At 44.3% G+C, this 19409-nt stretch carries 12 protein-coding genes; 8 read left to right on the forward strand and 4 right to left on the reverse strand.

Annotated elements, in window-relative coordinates:
- Nucleotides 1-34: 34 nt before the first annotated feature.
- From NIASO_RS16740 to NIASO_RS16770, 6 genes are all read left to right on the forward strand, one after another.
- Nucleotides 35-1042: an aspartate-semialdehyde dehydrogenase gene (locus NIASO_RS16740; RefSeq protein ID WP_008587862.1), complete on the forward strand. Its 1008-nt coding sequence runs from the start codon at nt 35-37 to the stop codon at nt 1040-1042.
- A gap of 122 nt (nt 1043-1164) precedes the next feature.
- Entirely contained in the window at nt 1165-1911 is a 747-nt protein-coding gene (locus NIASO_RS16745) for an isoprenyl transferase (RefSeq protein ID WP_008587864.1), read from the forward strand.
- Nucleotides 1912-2087: 176 nt separating this feature from the next.
- Nucleotides 2088-4820: a BamA/OMP85 family outer membrane protein gene (locus NIASO_RS16750; protein WP_008587866.1), complete on the forward strand. Its 2733-nt coding sequence runs from the start codon at nt 2088-2090 to the stop codon at nt 4818-4820.
- Between the two features lie 41 nt (nt 4821-4861).
- Nucleotides 4862-5374, forward strand: coding sequence for an OmpH family outer membrane protein (locus tag NIASO_RS16755; protein WP_008587868.1), 513 nt, complete (start codon nt 4862-4864; stop codon nt 5372-5374).
- 96 nt (nt 5375-5470) lie between these two features.
- On the forward strand, nt 5471-6064 hold the full coding sequence (locus NIASO_RS19800; RefSeq protein WP_008587870.1) for an OmpH family outer membrane protein: 594 nt from the start codon (nt 5471-5473) through the stop codon (nt 6062-6064).
- Nucleotides 6065-6719: 655 nt separating this feature from the next.
- Nucleotides 6720-7847, forward strand: coding sequence for an acyltransferase family protein (locus NIASO_RS16770; RefSeq protein WP_008587875.1), 1128 nt, complete (start codon nt 6720-6722; stop codon nt 7845-7847).
- Between the two features lie 557 nt (nt 7848-8404).
- Here NIASO_RS16770 and NIASO_RS16775 read toward each other — a convergent pair.
- The gene (locus NIASO_RS16775; RefSeq protein ID WP_008587877.1) at nt 8405-10786 is read right to left on the reverse strand and encodes an efflux RND transporter permease subunit; all 2382 of its coding nucleotides are present in this window, start codon (nt 10784-10786) and stop codon (nt 8405-8407) included.
- A 400-nt stretch (nt 10787-11186) separates the two neighbouring features.
- On the opposite strand from NIASO_RS16775, the gene recO reads away from it, so the two are divergent.
- Nucleotides 11187-11942 carry a DNA repair protein RecO gene (gene recO, locus NIASO_RS16780; protein WP_008587878.1) on the forward strand — a complete coding sequence of 252 codons (756 nt, stop codon included), beginning with the start codon at nt 11187-11189 and terminating at the stop codon, nt 11940-11942.
- A gap of 156 nt (nt 11943-12098) precedes the next feature.
- Here the strand turns inward: recO and NIASO_RS16785 are convergent, their stop codons facing one another.
- Complete coding sequence (locus NIASO_RS16785) at nt 12099-13244, reverse strand: amidohydrolase family protein (protein ID WP_008587880.1); 1146 nt, start codon at nt 13242-13244, stop codon at nt 12099-12101.
- Nucleotides 13245-13496: 252 nt separating this feature from the next.
- Between NIASO_RS16785 and prfA the strand changes: the two genes are divergently transcribed.
- Nucleotides 13497-14561 carry a peptide chain release factor 1 gene (prfA, locus tag NIASO_RS16790; protein ID WP_008587882.1) on the forward strand — a complete coding sequence of 355 codons (1065 nt, stop codon included), beginning with the start codon at nt 13497-13499 and terminating at the stop codon, nt 14559-14561.
- Nucleotides 14562-14925: 364 nt separating this feature from the next.
- Here the strand turns inward: prfA and NIASO_RS16795 are convergent, their stop codons facing one another.
- Nucleotides 14926-17877, reverse strand: a complete 2952-nt coding sequence (locus NIASO_RS16795; protein ID WP_008587884.1) for an outer membrane beta-barrel protein — start codon at nt 17875-17877, stop codon at nt 14926-14928.
- Entirely contained in the window at nt 17874-19121 is a 1248-nt protein-coding gene (locus NIASO_RS16800) for a 6-bladed beta-propeller (RefSeq protein ID WP_008587886.1), read from the reverse strand. Before NIASO_RS16800 ends, NIASO_RS16795 begins: the two co-directional genes overlap by 4 nt.
- Nucleotides 19122-19409 lie beyond the last annotated feature (288 nt).

Raw genomic sequence — 19409 nt, forward strand, 5'->3', positions numbered from 1 at the left:
GGCTTTTTTTTAACATAAAACGCGTAAAACAACAATGAAAGTAGCCGTTGTGGGTGCCACAGGTTTGGTGGGCACCAAAATGTTGCAGGTTTTGGCAGAAAGAAATTTTCCTGTATCTGAATTAGTTCCCGTTGCTTCAGCAAAAAGTGTGGGTAAGGAAGTAGCATTTAAAGGCAAACAATATAAAGTCGTAAGTATGGAAGACGCCATTGCTGCCAAGCCGGATGTGGCGCTGTTTTCAGCAGGCGGCAGCACTTCTGCCGAGTGGGCTCCGAAATTTGCAGCAGCCGGCATAACGGTTATTGACAACTCTTCCGCATGGCGGATGGACCCTAAAGTACCATTGGTGGTTCCGGAGATCAATGCTGATATATTGACCAGCAATGATAAAATAATTGCCAACCCCAATTGCTCTACTATTCAAATGGTGGTGGCCCTGGCGCCGCTGCATAAAGCCTATAATGCAAAACGCATTGTGGTTTCTACTTACCAGAGTGTTACCGGTACCGGCGTAAAGGCGGTGAGCCAGCTAAAAGGAGAACGGCAGCAGGAAGTGGCCGGCGCAACAGGGGATTACGAAATGGCGTATAAATATCCCATCGATTTGAATGTGATCCCGCAAATAGATGTGTTTGTGGACAACGGCTATACCAAGGAAGAGATGAAAATGGTTAATGAAACCAAAAAGATCATGCGCGATGATTCCATCCGGGTAACGGCAACCACCGTTCGTATACCGGTAATGGGCGGCCACAGCGAAGCGGTAAATATCGAATTTGAAAATGAATTTGACCTTGCCGATGTGCGCAATTTACTGGAAACAGCCCCTGGGGTAGTAGTGGTAGATGACCTGGCCAGCCAACAGTACCCCATGCCTAAGGATGCGCATGAAAAGGATGAAGTGTTCGTGGGGCGTATCCGCCGGGACGAATCGCAACCCAAAACCCTCAATCTGTGGGTGGTGAGCGATAATTTACGTAAGGGTGCCGCAACGAACGCTGTACAGGTAGCGGAATACCTGGCAGCAAGCAATCTGATATAAAAATTTAAAATGTAAAATATTGAATGTAAAAGTTAAAAGTTGCTGCTAACAGACGGATCCCGCTTTTAACTTCTACATTTTTCGTTTATTATTCTACATTTTAAATTTACTTTGCATCCAGTATGTCAGATTTAGCAGACAAAATAGATAAGGACCGCCTGCCCCGTCATATAGCTATTATAATGGATGGGAACGGGCGGTGGGCGCAGGAGCAGGGGCAGGATCGCCTGTTTGGGCATTATCATGGGGTCGAGAGTGTGCGGGATATTGTGGAAGGGTGCGCGGAACTGGGCATTGGCTACCTCACTCTTTATGCCTTTAGCACAGAAAACTGGGACCGGCCCCAATACGAGGTAACAGGGCTGATGGAATTGCTGGTGGCTACCATCCGGAAAGAAGCAGAAGTACTGCATAAAAACAACATCCGCCTGCAAGTGATCGGTGATATGAGCATGCTGCCGGATTACGCCCGCCAGGAGCTAAATGAGGCGTTAGAGATGACCGCAGGAAACAGGGGGCTGAACCTGGTAATGGCATTAAGCTACAGTGGTCGCTGGGAGCTCCTTAATGCGGTAAAGGAAATAGCGGGGGAAGTAAGCCGCGGCGGGCTGAAGCTGGAAAATATCACCCAGGATACCCTGCAGCAACATCTTTGCACCTACGGATTTCCCGACCCGGAACTGATGATCCGTACCGGCGGCGAATACCGGATCAGCAATTTCTTATTGTACCAGTTGGCTTATGCCGAACTCCACTTCACCGAGGTGCGCTGGCCCGATTTCAGAAAAGCAAACCTTTACGAAGCGATCATTGACTATCAAAACCGGGAGCGTAGATTCGGCAAAACATCGGCTCAGGTAACAGAATAGCACCCGATTAGTTTACTAAAAGCTGCTATTACCACAAATACAGGTTCTTTTTAACATACAGTTTCCAAATTTTACCGTTAATTTGCCGCCGCAATGGGGTGGAAGGGTTGAATGAGAAATTGGTAGACTCCTGCTTTGCACAACAAAATTGATTACCGTAATACTTTAACCTTTATATGCGCTTTTTTATTTACAGAATTTGCATTGTAACTATATCTATTTTTGCGGCTAATCATGCTTTTTCACAGGTTGATTCTACTCCGGTAACTTCGGTTGATCCGAGGATTGAGGAATTTCTTCAAAGCTCACAACAAAAAGAATATACGCTGTCTAATGTAAAAATCACCGGTGTAACTTATCTGGATTCTACTATTGTTTTATCAGTTGCGGGGCTCCAAAAAGGGCAAAAGTTTGTATATCCCGGTTCTGATATTTTTGCCCGTGCTATCAATAACCTTTGGAAACAAAAGCTTTTCGCCAATGTGGAAGTTTATATTACCAGTGTTGATAATGATAAAGTAGGAGTGGAAATAGCCATCCTGGAGCGCCCGCGCCTGGGAAGCTTTAAGTTTGAGGGGGTTAAAAAAACAGAAATCGAGGAACTGACAAAGAAGATCGGCCTGGTAAAACAATCGATCCTCTCCGAAAATACCCGGCAAAATATTAAACAGGTGGTAAAAACCTATTTTGAAGAAAAAGGTTTTTATGATATCAATACGACGCTGGTGGAAACACCTGATCCCGTTTATAAAAACTCCAGCGCGCTTACTATTAAAATAGACAAAGGCAAGAAAGTAAAAATTGATGAAATTAACTTTTTTGGCAATGATAATGTTGAGTCGGCCAAGCTGAAAAAGCAGATGAAGGGCACCAAGGAAATGACCCGGATGTCCCTGTATCCTTCTTCTTATGTAAGCCCTTATGGTCCCAAGCAGATCTATTCCTTTAATGAATATATGAAGGATTGGGGCTTTTTAACCGGCACCAAAACCTTAAAAGTACTGGATCCGTATTTCCGGTTTAAATTTTTCAGCTCCTCCAAATTCAATCCGAAGAAATATGATGAGGATAAGGATAAAGTGCTGAAGTACTTTAACTCCAAGGGCTACCGCGATGCCCAGATCCTTGCCGATACCCAGGTGATCCAGAATAACAAAATGTATGTGGACCTGAAGGTAATGGAAGGACATAAATACTATTTTGGGAACATCACCTGGAAGGGAAATAAAGAGTTTAGTGATACGGTGCTGAACGCAATACTTAAGATCAATAAAGGCGATATTTATAACGCTACCATTCTGAACAAGCGCCTGGGGCTTGAGCCCAGCCAGGATCAGTATGATATTACCACATTGTATAATGACAAGGGGTATCTTTTCTTTAATATAACTCCCTGGGAAACAAAGATATATAACGACACTATCGATTATGAGATCCGTATGGTTGAAGGCCCTATTGCCCGCATCAAGAACGTAAATATCATGGGGAATGAACGCACCAAGGACCATGTGATCCGCCGGGAACTGCGGACGATCCCCGGTGAATTGTTCAGCCGGACCGACCTGATGCGCTCTATCCGTGAACTGAATACCCTGAACTTTTTTGAACAGGAATCGATCAATCCGCAACCGGTGCCCAACCAGGCGGATGGAACGGTTGACATTAACTGGAAGCTGAAAGAAAAATCCTCCGACCAGTTGGAGCTTTCCGCCGGATGGGGCGGCGGTATTGGTTTGACCGGCACCCTGGGGGTAACCTTCAATAACTTTTCCATCCGTAATATCTGGAAAAAAGAAGCCTGGGATCCGTTGCCCGTGGGGGATGGACAAAAGCTGAGCCTGCGCGTTCAGTCGAACGGTAAAATTTACCGCTCTTACAACGCCTCGTTTACAGAACCCTGGCTGGGCGGAAAGAAAAGGAATTCGCTGACGATATCCTATAATAACAGTAAGTACCACATGGGTGGGTATGACTATAGTACCAACCGTTATATCTTCTCTGATACTTCTTCCTTAACCGTTAACGGCGTTAGCGTTGGTTTGGGTAAACAATTGAAATGGCCCGATGACTTTTTCACGATCAACTACATCGCTTCTTTTACGCGATATGATGTGAGGAATATGGGCTTGCAGTACGGATTGCCGTTTCAGACCGGTAAATCCAATAACCTGAGCTTTAAGATTATGCTTACCCGCAATTCCGTATCGGATCCTATCTTCCCCAGAAGTGGTAGTGAGCTGACGGCAAGCGTGCAGGCCACACCTCCGTATTCTTTATGGGGTGGCTCATATAAAGCAGGGAGGGAGTATGAAAATGTAGAATACCATAAATGGCGTTTTGGCGCCACCTGGTATGTTCCGCTGGGACGGCCTAAAGGCGATGATAAAAACCGGCAGTTTGTATTGAAGCTGGCAGCCAAATACGGTTTTATGGGCCGGTATAACAAAAACCTGGATTACTCACCATTTGAGCGTTTCCAGTTGGGTGACGCGGGCATGAATACCACTTATTCCTTAACAGGGTTTGACATCATTGCCTTGCGCGGTTACCCGATCTTTACCAACTCGGACCCTCGTGTAAATCCGGATAACGGAAGCTCCAGCATCTATAATAACCTGTTTACTATCTTTAATAAATACCAGGCAGAGTTGCGGTATCCGCTGGTTACAAACCCCAGCAGTACTATCTACGGATTGGCGTTCTTTGAAGCGGCAAATGGCTGGCGCGATTATAAGGACTATAACCCCTTCCGCCTGCGCCGGGCTGCTGGTTTGGGTATGCGTTTTTATCTGCCGATGTTTGGTTTGCTTGGGTTTGACTATGGTATCGGGCTGGATCGCCTCGCACCCGGACAAGGGCTTAAAAACGCCGGTAAGTTTACCTTTATGCTTGGGTTTGAGCCGGAATAATCCTCCTTTTAACGATTTTTTATAGAAAATTGTATTTGTATATGAAACAACTGTTTACGCTGCTTATTGCATTAGCTGCATTTGCGACATCAGCCACCGCTCAGAAATATATTATTATTGACACCCGTTATATTTTTGATAAAATGCCGGAATATAAACAGGTGCAGACAGCAGTAAATGCGGCCGCTGCGGATTGGCAAAAAGAGATCGACAGCAAACAAGCCATCCTGGATAAGGCTTATGATGAATATGATTCCCAGCAAAGTATGCTAAGTGCAGATGCCCGGAAGAAGAAAGAAGCCGATCTTTTTAATAAGGAAAAGGAATTGCGGGATCTGCAAAAGAAGCGCTTTGGCTTTGAAGGCGACCTGTTTAAGAAACGCCAGGAGGCGATGCAGCCCCTGCAGGAGAAGGTAAACAGAGCGGTACAGAAATTGGTTATGGATAACGGCTATGATTTGGTTTTGGATAAAAGTGAGGGAAAATCTATTATATTTGCCGACCCAAAATTGGATAAAAGTGACGCTGTGCTGAAATTATTGACAGGAAAATAGGCAACGCTTCCTTTGGTTCAATCATCATAAACAAACAACAAAAATTATAAACCCGTCCCGCCCGCAACAATGGAACGGACAAACAAAAAAAAGTAAATGAAAAGAATAAAAGTTCTTGCTTTAGCAGCAGGGTTGGTTATCACAGGCTTATCGGCTTCAGCACAAAAGATCGCCGCCGTGGATATGGATGGTTTGGTGTATAGCCTGCCTGAAATACAGACTGTGCAAAAGACAATGCAAACATTTCAACAAGATTCAATCGGCGGTGAATATACCCGTTTGTCGAAAGAATTACATGATAAGGACAGCGTCTACAAAGATGCTAAAACATCGGCATCCGTTAAAGCTACACTTGAGAAAGAGATGGCGCCAATACAGAATACTTTAATGGGCTGGCAGCAGATTGCAGGCGAACTTAACCAGCAAAAGCAACAACAACTATTAGCGCCTTTATATAACAAAGTGCACCAGGCCATTACAGCCGTAGCAAAAGAAAAAGGGTATGCCTATGTTTTGCAAATAGGCGCCTTTATTGTTGCACCGGAAGCAGATAATATTTCTCTTGCTGTAGCGCAAAAGCTGGGCATTAAGGTTGACCAGGGCGCTGGCGCTCCTGCCGGTGGTGCAGCTCCGGCAAGTGGTACTAAAGCTCCGGCAAAAGTTCCGGCGAAGACCCCGGCAAAAAAATAACCGGTTAAAATACTACAGATATAGCGACCCCGCACTGATTTCAGTTGCGGGGTCGCTTTTTATGGGGCAAACGCATCCATTAGCGGTTTAACAGATTGATAATAACCCGCCATCAATTTTATTAAAAACCCATGGGCATGTTGATTGCAAAGGATAGTATTGCCGGACCGATATATAAGCCGGGCCCGCCCGGATAGACCGGTCGGACGGGCCTATGGCTCTCTGGTTCTACTTACGCACAGGTTAATAAGGAACTGAAGGCCCTTGTTAACCTATTAAACCGAGGCCACGCCTCTTGTATGTTCATTGGTGGGGTGAGCTCTGGTCCGGTACAATGACATTCCTTATGCCACGGAAAGTCAGGGGCTTGTTCATCAGGCAAATCCGGAATAAATTCGGGATTGAAGAGCTGAGCCGAGAATTAAGTACCATCGGCACGATCCATTTGAGTTTGGAAATAATGCCGGGCTGCAGGAACCCTGCCTGTTTTCTCAATTGTCTGCCGCCATACCCAATTAATAGCAATGGGAGCGGGGAGCCTACGCTCATTATGATAATTTTGATGCCGGTTCATTATGATAATTTGCGCATTAAAATTTCAGCGCCCTATTTTTTAGTTACAAACTCCCTAAATTTGAAAAGTTAAATATCCTGAATGAAATATCGTTTTCAAGTATTGGACATTTTTCGCGGCTTGTTCGCGTCTTTTGTATTTCTCTACCATCTAAGTGCATTTAGCCAAACGGCGATCATTAATAACGGATTCGTATACAACTCCGATATGTTTGTAGATTTCTTTTTTGTACTTAGCGGATTTGTAATTGGTTATAGTTATGAACACCTTGCATCCACAAAGGAGTTAGGCAAATTTTTTAAGAAAAGAGTACTACGCATTTACCCGCTGCATTTTGTGATGTTGCTGGCATTTTTGATGATGGAAGTCGCCAAGCACCTTTTGGCGAATAAAATACACGTAAACAATCTTCATTCGGAAAATAATCTCTACACGTTCATCTCTTCTCTGTTTTTGCTCAATTCATTTCCCGTTTTTCATGTAAAGGATGTGAGTTGGAATATCCCCAGTTGGTCTATCAGCGCCGAAATGGCGGCCTATTTTATATTTGGTTGGCTGCTGCTTGCAATCAATAAACCTAAGTTTTATAAGATGCGGGCCGTTGCCTATTCTATAATATTGTTGCTGGCAACTTTTTCATTTATTTATATCACTAAAGGGATTAAACTGAATTACACTTTTGATTATGGTTTTCTGCGTGGTATTATAGGGTTCTTTACCGGATTGCTTTGTCTTCTTTTTTTTCTGCGAACAAAAGAATTTATGTTTAAGGTTTCGGGTGTTTTCTTTTCTGTTGCAGAAACGGTAGCGCTGGTATTGGTTTGTTTAAGTATCTATTATGGTACATTATTAAAACCCGTTGGGCTAATATATGAGCTGATATTTTTTTTGTGCATTTATATATTTTCATTTGAGAAAGGGTTTATATCCGGGGGGATGAAAAAGATAAAAGTCCTTGGAAAAGTTGGTAAATATTCTTATTCCATTTACATGACCCACGCATTGCTCATCAGCCTGTTTAACGTATTATTCATCCGGATCTTAAAATTTCCGCCAACGGCATATTCTTATTTGTTTATACTCAACTATCTGTTAATTTATTTTGTGTCTTCCCTGACATACAAACACATTGAGTTAAAATTTTATAGTCAGAAGCGGAGTGATAAAAGAATATTGACAACGGCTGCAACTGATTCTTATTCCAATTAAACATTAAGAAACGCTGTCATGCTGAGTTATTTAATAAACCGGTATCAATTTTATTAAAATACTTGTGATGCTGATTGACTAATGGGGTATCGCTGCAGGATCAACTTATAGGCCGAGCCGATGGCTCTCTACTTTTAGTTGCGCGCTTTTAACAAGAAACTAAAGTTCCTTGTTAACCCATTAAACCGAGGCTACGCCTCTTCAACGTTTACTGACTGGAGGTTTCAACTAGTTTAATCATATGCTCAATGTGACAGAAAGCCAGAGGCTTGCGTTCTTCAGGTAACTTCGGAATTTATTCCGAAGTAATGAGCCAAATATAGGAGATTGACTGCCATCGGCACAATCCATTTCGAAAGCAAGCCCAGGCCTGCTATTGCTCTTAGCTAACGAGCACCCCGCCTGCTTTGATCACAATGAAGGAGAATCCATAAGTCCATTATGATAATTTTGATACCTGTTCATTATTAGTCTAAGTTAACCGATACATCCGCTGGCCAGGTGAAGCAAAAAAACAACAATGCCTCGCTGGTCAAATGTGGTATTGTTTTACCCTCTTACCGCTTCCCCTGCTGCTTTTTTGAGAAGCTGATCAGCAGTGCCGGCAGCAAAATCAGATTGGTAAAAGTGGCGGTGATCAATGTTAATGAGGTTAACCAGCCCAGGGCCTGGGTACCACCAAAATTGCTGAAGCAAAAGATAATGAACCCGGCTATCAACACCATAGAGGTATACAAAATACTAATACCGGTGCTATGAATGGTTTGCACCACGGTGGCTTCTATCTGGTTTTGATGATTGGGCAATTCCTGTTTGTAGTTTACCAAAAAGCGGATGGTAATATCGATGGCAATACCTAAGGCAACGCTGAAAATAAGGACCGTACTGGGTTTTAGCGGAATGCCCGCCCATCCCATAACACCGGCGGTAATCGCCAATGGAATGATATTCGGGATCAGCGAACAGAACAGGATACGGACTGATTTAAACAGGTAAAGCATACACAATGCGATCAGCAGGAAGGCCCAAAGAATACTTTCCTTTAATCCATTGATAATAAATTGTCCTCCTTCAAGGAAGGTAATGGTGGTGCCGGTGAGGGTTACTTTGTATTTATCCGGCGGGAACAATTCGCTGATCCGTTTTTTTATACCGTCCATAAGTCCCGGAAGTTTGTGCGATCCCACGTCTGCCATGTTTACACTGATGCGGGCTTCCTGGCGGCTGCTATCCATAAAGCTGGACAATAGTTTTGTGAAAGTAGAACCGGTTTTGCCGCCTGTAGCGGGACTATTATTCATATTGAGGTATTCGGCCAATCCGGGGAGGTCAAATTCCGATGGCATTGAATAATTGGTGCTATCGCCTTCATAAAAAGCCTGTTTTGCAAATTTCAGACCCTCTGTAATGCTTAAGGGACGTGCTATTTCGGGCTGTGACGCCAGGTATTGCGCTAAAGAATCAATTTTAACCAGATTATTAAAATTACGGGTAACGCCAAATTTTTTGCGGGTATCTACCAGGATCTCCAGCGGCATCACTCCTTTAAAATTCCGCTCGAAGAATTTCAGGTCTGTGTAAATTTTATCGTTTTGCGGTACATCATCCACCATATGCGCATTGCTTTGCAATCTGAAAATGCCCATAGTGGCAACGACCAGAATGATTACCGTTGCAGCATATATGGTTTTGCGGTTGTGAATGGACCATTTTTCCAGCCGGTCCAGCCACCGGTTTAGACGGGCGTTGTGTAAATATTTTGTATGCCTGGTTTTGGGTGCGGGAAGAAAGCTGAGCACTGCGGGGATCAGCAATAAGGAGATAAAAAAGAGCAGCATGATATTGATCCCGGCAACGGCGCCAAATTCCTGTAAGATCTCGCTTTTGGTGAGCGCAAATACGGCAAAACCCACGGCAGCGGCCAGGTTACAGAATAAGGTAACCACCCCCATTTTGCTCACCATATGCTCCAGCGCCTGCATTTTAAGCGTTTTATTATTAGCCCGGATGGTTGCATCCGACAGGTTTTCTGTTAACTCGCTCCAACTGGTATGAAATTTATTAAGGAAATAAATACAGTTAGGAATGCCGATGACCACAATGAGTGGTGGTATCAGTGCGGTTAATAAGGTAATACTGTATCCAAATAAATGCATGGTGGCCATGCTGAATAGCACTCCTATGATCACCACGGAAAGTGATAACAGCATGGAGCTGAAGGAACGGAAGAACAAGAGGAGGATGACAGCAGAAAGCACGATGGACGCAATTAAGAAATAGCGCATTTCATGCGCGATACGGGCGGCCAGGACGGTGCGTATATAAGGCAGGCCGCTTAGTTTCACATCAATGCCGGTGGCTGCAGTGAAGGCAGCTACTTCTTTTTTTACCGCCGCAATTGCAGCGTCACGGGCACCGGAGTTGATAACCTGCTTGTTCATGCGCAACCCCATCAGGTAGGCATGTGTTGCCGGGTTGTAAAGAAATCCCTGGTAAAATGGAAAATTCTGAAAGGCGCCGGCTCCGGAATCGATTTGCGCCTGGGTGAGTGCCCCGGAGGGGAATATTTTGTGAACCGTTAGTTTTTGTGATGCAACATCTTTTACCAGCGCTATGGCATTGGGCACGCTGATGATATCTTCCACCCCCGGTACTTTTTTTAAGTTCGCCTGTAACTGCTGATACCGGTTGAATATTTTTTCTGAAAAAAGCTGGTCGGTCTGAATGCCCACTACCAGCATATTACCATCTTCGCCATACTTCTTTTTAAATTCCTGGTAGGCAATATTTACGGGGTTATTGGTGGGTATGGCTTTTGAGAACTCATAGCTTAAACCGACTTTACTGGCCCAATATCCTGCTATTCCGGTTGCAACTGCCAGTATTATTAAAAGAATGACGCGGTTTTTAAGAATAAAACTGCCGATACGCTTCCACATAGGACTCCAATGCTTTAAAATGAGCTGCAAAGAAACAAAAAATAGACGGTTTGGGACGCACCAATTATCAATTTGGCTACAGGTTGCAGGTTTTTGGATGCTGGACGTTGGATGCGGGATTCTGGGAAACACAGCATAAGAAATTTTGAATAAGAAATGTAAAAGCAGATTGGGTTTCAATAATGGAAGTTTCCAAACGACAACCAAATAGTCAATAGTCAATGGTCAATCGGAGATCCGTTTCGCGTTGAGCGTTCAGCATTGAGCGTTGCGCATTCAGCTTCAATATTTTGATAACGAATACTTTATCTTAATATGTTAATTGTTAATAATTTGAACTATTCCTGCATTCCCCGGTTGTAAAAAACCTACCTTGCAATGCATAAAATGGTAAGGCGAATTGACAGATCTGTTGCATAAAACAAAAGGGCTTGTGCTGAAAACGGTTAAATACGGGGAAACCAGTGTGATCGTTTCGGTTTATACCGAGCTTTTTGGCTTGCAATCGTATCTGGTTAATGGCGTTCGTACCGTTTCAAAAAAGGGAAATACAAAGGCCAATTTTTTTCAGCCTGCGGCATTGCTGGACCTGGTGGTTTATTATAACGAGTTTAAACAACTGAACCGTATTAAAGAATATAAATGGGTGGCCGTTCATGCCCACCTGTTTACTGATGTATTAAAGAATGGCGTAGCCTTATACATGACGGAGTTGCTGACGAATTGCCTGAAAGAGCCTGAAAACAATCCCGATCTTTTTGCTTTTATTGAAGATAGCTGGAATCACTTAAACGATTGTTCTGATGCAGTTATGGCTAATTTTCCCGTGTTCTTTGCCGTGCACCTGACGAACTTTTTTGGGTTTATGCCAAGGCACCGGCAGGAGGCAGGGGAACAGGCTGACGCATTGTTTGACCTCCGGGATGGCGTTTTTACAATCGCTTTGCCGGCGCATCCGTTTTACCTGGAAGCCCGCTATGCGCAGGTGGTAGCCGAACTACTGCGGGTGCGACGACCGGAAGAACTGGTAGAAATACAAATAAACGCGTCTGTGCGCGGGCATATACTGGCGGCGATGGAACAGTATTATTCCCTGCATATACCGGATTTTGGGCGATTGAAATCGTTGCCGGTGCTGAGGGAGATCCTGCGGTAGACCGATTTTTTATCGCTAAAAGCGATAGAATAAGGCTTCGAGACTACAAGTCTCGAAGAGCGTGAGAGCGTGAGAATGATCAACGCTCAACGCATAATGCAGAACGCAAAATGCTAAACGCCCGAACCTAAAACTTGAGACTTGCGACCTGTAACCTTAATAAATCCTGGTGATCTCGTTGCCCGCCACCTGTACCACCCCAGGCTTTTTCCCTTTTTCAAAGCTGCCGTACAGATGATCAATTTTAAGCGCTCTTGCTCCGTTGATGGTAGCCCAGGGCAGCATCTGGTCGATGGTGAGCTGCGGGAAATGTTTCTGTATGCGCAGCAGCTCGCTCCAGATATTTAAGTCGTAGTTGGAGGCCAGGCTATCCGTTCCCAAAACAAGGGAGGCTTGTTGTTCTATAAACATCGGGATATCGGGTAGCAGGTTGCTGATATAATAGTTGGCATTGGGGCACAAGCACCAGAACGCCGCAGGGAAGCGGCTTTTGGCGTATTGAATATCTGCAGCAGTGGTAAAAACATTGTGAATGAACAATAACTGCTGTTCTCTTTTTAAATAAGCACCATAGGTTTGCAGGCTTGTTTTGCCAGAAGGCATCACCGGCGCCTGTTGCAATTGGAGGCGTTCATATAAATCTTTAAAACCCCCGGCGCCGCTGCGGAACCATTCATCCTCATCGGCAGTTTCCTGGTTATGAATGCTGAGCAAGTGGTTGCCCGGAAAATCGCTCAACAGCTTCCAAAGGGGTGTTGAAACCGAGTAAGGTGCGTGTGGGGTTAGGGAAAGCTGGCGGGGATGGAACACCTGCTGATAATCGTCGTAAACCTTTTTATAGGTTTGAAAATTTTCTGCCGCCTGTGCCGGTTCAAACCCGATGACCTCTATAAAATTATGATAATAGAGCTTGCGTTTTGCTTTTTGGAAAAGGGTATCGGTGGTGTTGCAAATATCGCCCACGGCAACGATCCCGTTTTTGAGCATCGTCGCTTCCGCCTGCTCAATGGCTGTTGGAATTTGCTCCGGATGGGTGTTTCTTTGTCTAACCACCTGATTTACAAACTTTAACAGTCCGGTATGTTCTTCAATCATTCCCTTCATGTGGCTTAGTTCCAGGTGGCAATGGCAATTGATAAAACCCGGGCTCAATAGTCCGTTTACTTTTTTAATAGCGTCGCCGGCTTCGGCAGTGGGAACGACTGCTTCTATGGTGCCGTCGTTGGTTACTATTAAAACGGAATTTTCTTTAAAGCCATATCCGTCGAAAATTCTATCTGCCGTTAATTTTATAAAGTTCATTAAAACATATTTTTTGCCGGGAAGGCGGGCAAGCGGTAATTAAAAAACAAGATCTTTCCGTATTTCCGGCTAATTATTGCTTAATCAGCTCCCCTATATTCCGTTGCTGAAGAGCTTGCGATCCCGCTTTTGGGCGGGACAGGCTCCAGGAAGCCGCCATATATTCTGCTGCCGGTATTCAATAAATACCCCTCTTTTTAGCTAACTTTGCGCCCCTCCGATAGTTGTCGGGTTCAAAAATAAACTTTTCTGATGTTAGATAAACTGGAAGCTATAAAAGCGCGGTACGATCAATTGGGGGTTGCCCTGACGAACCCTGAAATTGTGGGCAATAATAAAAAATTTGCGGCAACCAGTAAGGAGTACCGCAGCCTGGAAAAGATCGTTATTGCTTATAATGATTATAAAGGATTGCTGGATGACCTGGCCTTTAATAAGGAGGCGCTGAACGGCGATGATGAAGAGCTGCGCGAGCTGGCGAAGGAAGAGGTTACCGGCCTGGAGGAAAAAAAGGAGGCAATGGAAAGCCATATCCGCCAATTGCTGATCCCGAAAGACCCGCAGGATGAGAAGAATGTGATCATGGAGGTGCGCGCCGGAACGGGTGGTGATGAAGCCAGCCTGTTTGCCGGTGACCTGTTGCGGATGTATATTAAATATTGCGAGCGGCATGGGTTTAAAACGGCCGTGCTGAGCGAAAGTGAAGGAACGGTAGGCGGCTACAAAGAAGTGCAACTGGAGGTGACGGGCGATGATGTATATGGCACCTTGAAGTTTGAAAGCGGCGTGCACCGGGTGCAGCGCGTGCCCAATACGGAAACGCAGGGCCGGGTACACACTTCGGCGGCCACCGTTGCTGTGATGCCCGAAGCCGAGGAGATCGATTTTGAACTGAAGGAAAGCGAGGTGAAGATGGAAACTTCCCGGAGCGGGGGCGCCGGCGGCCAGAACGTAAATAAAGTGGAAACCAAGGTGATGCTGACGCATATTCCAACGGGAACCGTGGTTATTTGTCAGACCGAACGTACCCAGTTGGGTAACCGCGAAAAGGCGATGCAGATGATGCGCACCAAATTATATGAAGAGCAGGTACGCAAACAAGAAGAAGAAATATCCCGTCACCGGAAAAGCCTGGTAAGCTCCGGCGACCGCAGTGCCAAGATACGAACTTACAACTACCCGCAGGGCCGGGTTACGGACCACCGTATTAACCTGACCTCCTACAACCTGGATGCTTTTATGAATGGCGAGATCCAGGAGTTTATTGATAAGCTGCAGTTCGCTGAGAATTCGGAAAAGTTGACGAAACAGGAGTAGGACAACTGAGCTATAAATTTTAAGCTGCCACAAATACCCGCCTGAACCGGGCGGGCAGGCACGAATGAATTATCTGATGCTCGTTTTTCAAGAACAGACACGAATCAAAAAGCGCTAAGGCCGAAGCCGCGAGGCTTTTAATTTATTAGCGTCTTGGCGGTTAAATAAAATAACAGTAATAGCGACGCTTGGTTGTCATTGGAAATCATTCCCGCAGGGGCGCTGGAATTCGTGGCATTTCATAATGCCATAAACAAGCATAAAACCCCCATTATTTCCTACCTGATATTGAGCTCTAATGCCAAAGTGTTGAGCCATCTGGTTGAATCCTCCGTTATCTCTGTGGTTTTATTTAAAGAGACTCCTATCGCCGGAACCGCCCCTGGCCGCCACCCATGCCCCTCATGCCTTTTGGCGCTGATGATGGCCCCATGCTGCCCTGCTGTTGGTTGCCAGCTCTTTTGTTGCCACCCTTTGCCTTTCCGCCAAACTTTCTTGGATAGTAGGTTAGCGATAGCATATAGAATTGCTGCAGGCCGTTTGAGATGGTGGTCCGCACCATATTGTTATTGGCAAAATTGTCGATGTTTTTATTCTGATGCAGAATGTCGAATACGGAGAATTTCACTTCCGCCGTTTTCATTTTCAGAAAACGATAGGTTACCGACGCATTCCAGATGGTGGCCTTCACCGATTGATTAGTGGCAGAAATATTGTTGAGGTAATTGATATTACTGCTCAGCATAAAATTTTTTGGTACGGTGAGATTGAAGTTCGCCCGCGTGCTGTAGGTTTTTGATTTTAACTGGGACTTCTGACCCAGGGTATCCGTTTGCACGGTATTGTTATTGGAGAGCGATTGGCCAATGGTAATATTAAAAACCTCGAGTGCACTATAAAACAGGTTTAACGAGTTGTTGATGTTTTCATTTTTAAAAGGAGCTTTTTTGGTGTTCAGGTATTGATAGGCGGCTGTAGCATTATACCCGCCGTTATAACGAACCTGGAACATATTCTTTTTTACGCGGAAGGAGGCGCTGCCGTTAAGGGACGCGCTGTAAGACTGCCGGTTATCAATATTAATGAGATAGGATTTACGACCGCCGTTTTTATTAAGAAAACTACTGTCAGAAATAGAATTCTTTACATTGGTATAGCCCAAATTAAGCCCGGCCGTATACGTGTTTTTTTCATTGAACTTTTGTGTGTTGTAGTTCGAATTAAGATTATAGGTATTGCCAAAAGCTGATTTCAGGTAAGGATTGCCGATAACCGTATTATACTTATTGATGTTGTCGATGATCGGGTACAGTTGATCAATCGTTGGGGCGGTAGCGCTGCTGTTCCGGTTCAGCCCAAGGCTGAAGTTATATTTGTTAAACCGGTTATAACTGTAATAAAGGGAGGCCGCCGGCGTAAAGAAACTATAGTTGCGCTCAATATTCCGGTAACTTAAAGTGGAGGTGTTCTTTTGAAACACGATCTGATCCTGCAGATCCACCCGGGCGGTCAGACTTTTATAGTACCGGTCGGAAAGGAACCTGGTAACCGTTTTAAAGAAGCTGATACCCGGCCGGTTTTCAATATTCACTACTGAGTTATTATTGGTTAGTGTGTCATTGAGCTTGTAGGTATTGGTAAGCGTATCCCGGTCGGCTACATTGGCATTGAGGTCAGATTTATTGTATTTGAAATTATTTCTTAACCCGATATTAATGTTCCAGAAATTATAGCTTCCGAAAAGCAGCGAGCGGAGGCCGTTATAGTTCAACCCGATGTTAGTAGTGAAATTGGAATTTTCATTGTGGTATTTCCGGTCGTATTTATCTGTATAGATGCTATCCACCAATGATTCAAACTCCGTTATCCTTTTGCTGTCGCTTTGGCTGTTGCTGTATGCAACCGAATAGTTGGTTGAAAAACTTTTCTTATTGATCCCTTCATCATAGTCGTTATTATTGAAGTAACCATTGAAGTTCATATTATTTGAACGTGACTGTGCCACCGTGCTGTTGAGCCCGTTACTGGCAGCGAGCGTATCATTTCTGAAGGCATGGGTGGCGCCGGTGGAAGCGGTATTACTATTGGTCCAGTTATAACTGGCGTTTAACGAAAAGGAGGTGGCCCGCTTGCGGTTATTGTAACCCGTGTTGACGGACTGGTACAAGGTATTGCTGAGGTTGTGCTGGTTGTTGTAGGTAGTAAGCGTAAAGGGGCTAACCGGGTCCGGCACTTTTTGAACCGTAGTGCTGTTGTTGGTTACATTGCCCTTGGTCTCCCGCAAATTATAGTCCCCGTTTAAAGAGTTGTCGAATCTTGAATTGGTGGTTTCATTAAAACTATGCTGTGCATAGGCCCCGAAATAATTAACCGTGTTGAGGCCGTTCTGATTTGCGTTGGGAGTGCCAAAGTTCCGGCGGTTGTAAGACCGATAGGTATTGTTTTGCATGGCTTCCTGAACATTTTGCACCGTTTTATTGGTGTTGTTCAGGTTCCCGGCAATGCCGATCTTATTTTTCTTATCGTAAAGCTGTAAAGAAAGGTCGCCTTCATAGCGATTGTCTGTTCCTATTCCGGCAGTTACTTTTCCAAAATAGCCCTTCTTTTTATCGGGGCGCAATTTGATATTCATGGTAACCGTTGAGTCCAGATCCGTATTGGTAAGGTCTTGTTTGCTGTAGTCTTTTTCCTTGTATACCTGTATTTTTTCTATAGCATTTTTGGGAAGGTTTTGGGTGGCCATTTCCGGGCTGTTGCCAAAAAAGGCCTTGCCGTCTACATAAACGTTGTTTACTTTTTTCCCATTTACGGTAATCGTTCCATCGCTCCACATCGTTACGCCCGGCACTCTTAGCAGCATATCTTCCACCACCGCCGATGAATCCAGCTTGAACGCGCCTGGATTTATTTCGAGCGTGTCGCCGTTCATTTTAACCGGCACTACCGCTTTTACCACTACTTCGTCCAGGCGTTTGGCGGTATCTCTCAGCAGGCTTATTTTTTTGAAATCGTATAAACTTTTTAGTGAATCGAGTCGCAGTTCTCTGGAGAAATCCAAATAACCGGTATAGCTTACGGAAACGAGGAGCAACGTGTTCAACGGCAAATCGCCAATATTAAATTCTCCCTGGTTATTGGAGATCTGATAATTGAGCAATGCTGAATCTGATTTTTTATAAACGGTCACCGTTGCTGACTGCAAGGCAAAACTGTGCAGGGAATCTTCAACAATACCTTTTACCACGCCTTTTTGGGCGAGTAGGGTAACGGGTAATAAAAGTAACAGCGACAGGAGTAGGTTTCTTAGTTGCTTCACAGTCCTTCCTTGGGTTTTAATTGGATTATTACAGGGTTGTCTGCTTCCCTGGCATTTTCCAGGAATTTATTTAAAGCGGCGTTGGTGCATTGGGGCGTTCTGCTCTGTATGCTGTTCTTTACATTGAGCACAGATTTTGCAGGAAGGCTCAGATAAATGTTTTCCTTATCGAACCCTTTTATCGTGGTTCCGTATAGGGGTAAATAGCAGGTGGAGCTATCCGATGAGATTTTATTATAATCATAAATAAGCTCCAGTTTATTGTCAAATACATACCGGTTATAGCCATTAAACAGCCGCAGGTTAAAAAACAAAAGATTCCTGAACTGGATCACATTATCGATCTGGCTGGCATAGGAGGAGTGCTCCATTTTGTACATATCCATTTCCCCGCGGCTTTTGAAATCCTGGGTAAAAAAGGAGGCGGGAACTGCATTGTCGATCGGCAAAACTAATTTGTAATCTTCCTTTAATTCAGTTGGCGTAAGGGTATATATTTCGTACCGGAAGGGACGGGTGATAAGCAAAACGGAATCGTTATGCGTTGGCATAATGGTACATTGCGCAGCCCCGGAGAAATAAAAAATGGACTCTGATTGTTTATTGTAGGGCAAATAGGTTTGCAGCAATTCTTTGTTGTTGATGATTTTTAACTGGTAATCCAGTGTGTCCCTGCTGTTTTTTTGGGCTTTGATAAAACTGGTCGCGAATCTATTTCCGTCAAACAGGACCGGGTTCGTAAAGGCATACCGAAAATCTTTGATCTCCTGTGTTTTTGCTGCAAGAACATTATCCAGGAAAAAATAAGTTGCTTTTACATACCGGGAAATGTCTTTTTGGGAATCGGCATCCAGGTACGCTTGTATTTTAACCGATGGAACATTGTAATTTTTATTGAGGCTAAAGATGAGCAATGCATTTTTGGAGTGATCCAGTTGTATATCCTGAATACGGAACCTTTTTATTTTGTATTTGTAAACAAAGGAGCCCGCTTTAGTAAAAAAATAAATGGCATTGGTATCTCCATCCAGAATGATAAAATAATCATGGGTCACTACCAGCTTCTTTATAGCGCCGAAAATGCTTTTCTTTGTTGTTTGCAGTGGAATAAACTGCATATCATCAAAGAGTTTCGCAGCAGGCGCCCCCATCGTTTTGGAAGGATCAATATACAGCGTTTTTGACTGTGCCGTTAGTCCCTGCACGATCCATAAAGCACATAAAGCAATCAAAATTTTTTTCATCGTATCTATTATCAGAGGTCGGAATTGTCAAAAATACAACTATCAGACAGATCTTATTGTAAATGGTTTAATTAAAACTTTTTATAAAGAAGCCCCGCCGTAAAAACAGCAGGGCTTTTTTGATTGCTCTGTATGGATGAAAAATTTATTCCAGGAATTCGTGTTCAATCAGTCGTGAAATGCCATCCCGATAGCTATCGGGAGGCAAACGTGAGAAGCGCAGGTTTATCGTCCGCCTGAACGGAAGGGGCAGGTTTCTCGTCTGCCGATATGGTATAAGATTTTATA

The organism is Niabella soli DSM 19437, from assembly GCF_000243115.2.
Classification (GTDB): Bacteria; Bacteroidota; Bacteroidia; order Chitinophagales; family Chitinophagaceae; genus Niabella; species Niabella soli.